This window comes from Clostridium sp. MSJ-8 (assembly GCF_018918325.1).
Taxonomy (GTDB): domain Bacteria; phylum Bacillota; class Clostridia; order Clostridiales; family Clostridiaceae; genus Clostridium.
On the sequence record NZ_JAHLQH010000044.1, the window covers coordinates 1 to 4,736 of the forward strand.

Sequence of the window (4,736 nt, forward strand, 5' to 3'; positions counted from 1 at the left end):
TATCGCTGTTTCATGCGAAACTACGATCTTATGCGGTATTAATCTCCCTTTCGAGAGGCTATTCCCCACTATGAGGTAGGTTGCCCACGTGTTACTCACCCGTCCGCCGCTAATCCACTTCCGAAGAAGCTTCATCGCTCGACTTGCATGTGTTAGGCACGCCGCCAGCGTTCGTCCTGAGCCAGGATCAAACTCTCAATAAAAAGTTTAATCATTAATAGCTCTTAAAACTTACTCATAAAGAATTGCTGGTTCTTAATTTATTATTCTGTTCAATTTTCAAAGACCAATTTTCTTCGTCGCCCTCAAGCGACTTCTTTATCTTATCACTTGATTCAGCATCTGTCAACAACTTTTTTAAAACATTTTTTGTTTTCTTGTTGTTATTTGTCTGCCTCAGCGACGTGTTTTATAATACCACCATTTATACATTCTTGTCAACATATTTTAAAATATTTTTTTAAATTAGTTTTTTTGTTATATATATCCTATTGTTATCACTTAATATTAATATGTTAATATTCCTTTTATACACTAATTAACTTATTGCATCTCATATTTTTATATGCTTAATTTATTACTGATATATTATTTCCTCCCCCTCTTGCATCATACCCCTGATATATAAATATTATAATTTTTCAAATTAGTATCAATAATTATTGTTTTTATAAATATTCCTAATTAATTTTATGAAAACATATAATATTGATACTAATCAGAATAAAATCACAAAGGCAACTATGAAACCTTAGATTTTGTTTTATCCCAAATGAACCAATGACTTTTTACTTCCTGTCACTGCAACAACTTCTTTTCCATTTCCTATAATAACATCTTTCTTTACTATTGTATCTTTTCCAATTATAGCTTTATCAATTATTACATTATCCTCTATATATGCTCCAGGCATTATTACCGAATTCTTAATTACAGCATTTTTACCTACATGTACTTCACTACATATTATTGAATTATATATACTTCCTTCAATGTAACATCCATCTACTACCATAGATTTTTTTATTACAGCTTTTGAACCAATATATTGTGTACATAACTTTGGATTATTATTAGTGTATATTGGCCATTTATCATTAAACAATGCTAACGCACTATCATCTAATAAATCCATATTAGCTTCCCATAAACTTTCTATAGTCCCTACATCTTTCCAATACCCCTTAAAAGGATATGCACATAAAGATTTATGTTCTTGTAACATTAAAGGAATTATGTTCTTGCCAAAATCATTTTCTGAGAATTTATTAGCTTCATCTTTCACCAAATATTCCTTTAGCACTTTCCAATTAAATATATATATCCCCATAGAAGCAAGATTACTTTTAGGCTCAGAAGGTTTTTCTTCAAATTCATATATGTTTAATTTATTGTCTGTATTCATAATTCCAAATCTATTAGCTTCATTCATAGGTACTTCCATTACAGCAATTGTTGCATCACACTTCTTTTTCTTATGAAAATCTAACATACATTCATAATCCATCTTATAAATATGATCACCAGATAAAATAAGTACATATTCAGGATCATAACTTTCTATATAGTCTATATTTTGATATATTGAATTAGCCGTTCCTTTATACCAATTATCTTTTACTCCATCTTGATATGGAGGTAATAAACTTATTCCAGCTCCCTCTATATCTAATCCCCATGATTCACCAAGACCAATATGTCTATTTAATTCTTGAGGTTTATATTGTGTTAATACTCCTACTGCTTCTATTCCTGAATTCGCACAATTACTTAATGGAAAATCTATTATTCTATATTTTCCTCCAAAATGTACAGCTGGCTTTGCCATATTTTCTGTTAAAACACCCAATCTCGTACCTTGTCCTCCAGCTAAAATCATTGCTACTATTTCTTTTTTTCTCAAAATCCCATCTCCTATCATATGTTTTGTGTCCTTTAATACCATATGATAGGAATAGGAAAATTATTACAAATATTTTATAAATTTTTATATCTAAGCTCTGCACCCCATATTCCAGTTACATATTGATCTATTGTTCTATCAGATGAAAACACCCCAGAATGTGCAATATTTATACCACAAATCTCTTGCCATTTATACATATTGTTATATAATAGGTTTATTTTATCTTGAGATTTAATATACTCTTTAAAGTCTTTTAGTACAAAAAATTCATCATTATATGTTATTAAGTTCTCATATATATTTCTAAATCTTTCTTTATCGTTATGATACTTTCCACTTACAAGATCTTCAACTACCTCTCTTATCCTACTATCTCTATTGTATATTTCTTGTGCAGAATATCCACCTTGAGCCATGTATTGCATTACTTCTCTTGCTGTTAATCCAAATATTATAATATTCCCCTCTCCAACTTCATCCTTTATCTCTATATTGGCTCCATCTAAGGTGGCAATAGTTATTGCTCCATTCATCATGAATTTCATATTAGATGTTCCTGATGCTTCTTTAGTTGTAGTAGATATTTGTTCACTTATATCTGCTGCTGGTATTATTTTTTCAGCCAAAGACACACTATAATTTTCTAGGAATACTACCTTAATTATTTTATTTACTCTTTCATCATTATTTATTTTATTTGCAATTGCATTTATTAATTCAATAGTACTTTTAGCTAAATAATATCCAGGAGCAGCCTTCCCTGCAAAAATAAAAGTTCTTGGATTAATATCCATATTAGGATTTTTACATAACTGATTGTATAAATCCATTATTCTTAAACAATTTAATGTTTGCCTTTTATACGCATGAATTCTTTTCACTTGAACATCAAATATTGAATCAGGATCAATCATTATCCCCTTTTCTTTATATATTTTATTTGATAATCTGATTTTATTATATCTTTTTATCTCTTTTAATTTTTCTTGAATTTCTTTTTTATATGCATATTTTTCAAAACTAATTAAATCTGTTGGATGTTTTATAAAACTTTCTCCAATTGTATCAATTAATAAGTCACTCAATTTTGTATTACATTTTAACAACCATCTTCTATGAGTTATACCATTTGTTTTATTGTTAAATTTATTTGGATACAAATAATAAAGATCGCTCATCTCTTCCTTTTTTAATATATCTGTATGAAGCTTTGCAACTCCATTAACACTATAGCTTCCCACGACAGCCAAATTTGCCATTCTAATCTGTCCATTTGATATTATAGCCATTCTCTCTATTTTATCCCATTGTCCAATATATTTATTCCAGAGTTCCTCGCAATACCTCTTATTTATTTCTTCAACTATCATATAAATTCTAGGTAATAATTTTTTAAACATCTCTATTGGCCACTTTTCAAGTGCTTCAGACATTATAGTATGGTTAGTATAAGATATAGTATTAGTAGTTATTCTCCAAGCTTCTTCCCATGCTAATCCTTCATCATCTAAAAGGATACGCATAAGTTCAGGTATAGCTAAAGTAGGATGTGTATCATTTATATGAATAGCTATTTTTTCATCAAATTCTTTTATAGCTCCACCATGCTTTTTATAATGTCTTACAATCCCTTGTATACCTGCCGATACAAAGAAATACTGTTGTTTTAATCTTAATATTTTCCCTTCATAAAAAGAATCATCTGGATATAAAACTTGTGAAATTGCTTCTACTGAACTTTTATATTCCAAAGCTTTTAAAAATTCTCCCCTACTGAAAGATGAATAATCAAATTCATCAGATACAGTTTCTGCACTCCACAATCGTAATGTATTAGCCACATTATTCTTATATCCAACTATTGGGGTGTCATATGGTACAGCTAATACAGGTTGATAATTAATATGTTCAAATCTAAGTCTATCATCATCTTTTATCATGCGAATTTCTCCACCAAACTTGACTATTTCAGCTTTATCAGGTCTTCTTCTTTCCCATACATTACCTTCTCTAAGCCAATTATCAGAAACTTCTACCTGCTTTCCATCAATTATCTTTTGTTGAAAAAATCCATATTTATACCTTATTCCACACCCATTACCTGCTATATTTAAGGAAGCCATCGAATCTAAAAAACATGCTGCTAGTCTTCCTAATCCTCCATTTCCTAATCCTTGATCTTGTTCATATTCTTCCAATTCTTCAAGATTTATATTTAACTCTAACAAGGCCTCTCTGCACACATCAATAATACCCAAATTTAACAGTATATCTCCTAATAATCTTCCAAGCAAAAATTCCATTGAAAAATAGTATATTTGCTTTTCATTTGTCTTACTATACCTTTTATTTGTTTCCATCCATATCTTAACTACACAATCTCTAATTAAACTACCTAATGCTTCATATTTCTGTTGGTTATTTCCATCTTCTAATTCTTCTCCATGCAAAATTCTATACTTATTTTCATAAGCTTTTTTAAATGTTTCCTTGTCTTTAAATATCACTTAGAATCGCCTCCATTAAATATAGCCTATAAGTTTTTCAATTTACTCCTATAAATCTATTCATTTACTTCTAAGTTTATTATTATATTCCAAGTAATATTATTATATTTTAATTCATATCTTTTGTTATATGCTTATCTAATGTATATATTTACAAAAAAGAGTAAAAAAAAAGAGTAACCTTAGTTACTCTTTTTATCAAACCTAGCAACGTCCTACTCTCCCACACAGTCTCCCATGCAGTACCATCGGCGCTATAGAGCTTAACTGTCCTGTTCGGAATGGGAAGGAGTGTTTCCTCTATGCCATCATCACTAGATATT

The 4,736-nt window shown here is 29.4% G+C and carries 2 protein-coding genes and 2 rRNA genes; all 4 read right to left on the bottom strand.

Translation table 11 applies throughout. The annotated features are described in order from the left end of the window. Positions 1-203 (bottom strand): 16S ribosomal RNA (locus KQI77_RS09990); the annotation flags it as partial. Positions 204-763: 560 nt separating this feature from the next. Further along, positions 764-1,903, bottom strand: coding sequence for a glucose-1-phosphate adenylyltransferase (locus KQI77_RS09995; RefSeq protein WP_216390289.1), 1,140 nt, complete (start codon positions 1,901-1,903; stop codon positions 764-766). 74 nt (positions 1,904-1,977) lie between these two features. After that, the gene (locus KQI77_RS10000) at positions 1,978-4,413 is read right to left on the bottom strand and encodes a glycogen/starch/alpha-glucan phosphorylase (protein WP_367397299.1); all 2,436 of its coding nucleotides are present in this window, start codon (positions 4,411-4,413) and stop codon (positions 1,978-1,980) included. Between the two features lie 202 nt (positions 4,414-4,615). Beyond that, a 5S ribosomal RNA gene (rrf, locus tag KQI77_RS10005) occupies positions 4,616-4,732 on the bottom strand. Positions 4,733-4,736 lie beyond the last annotated feature (4 nt).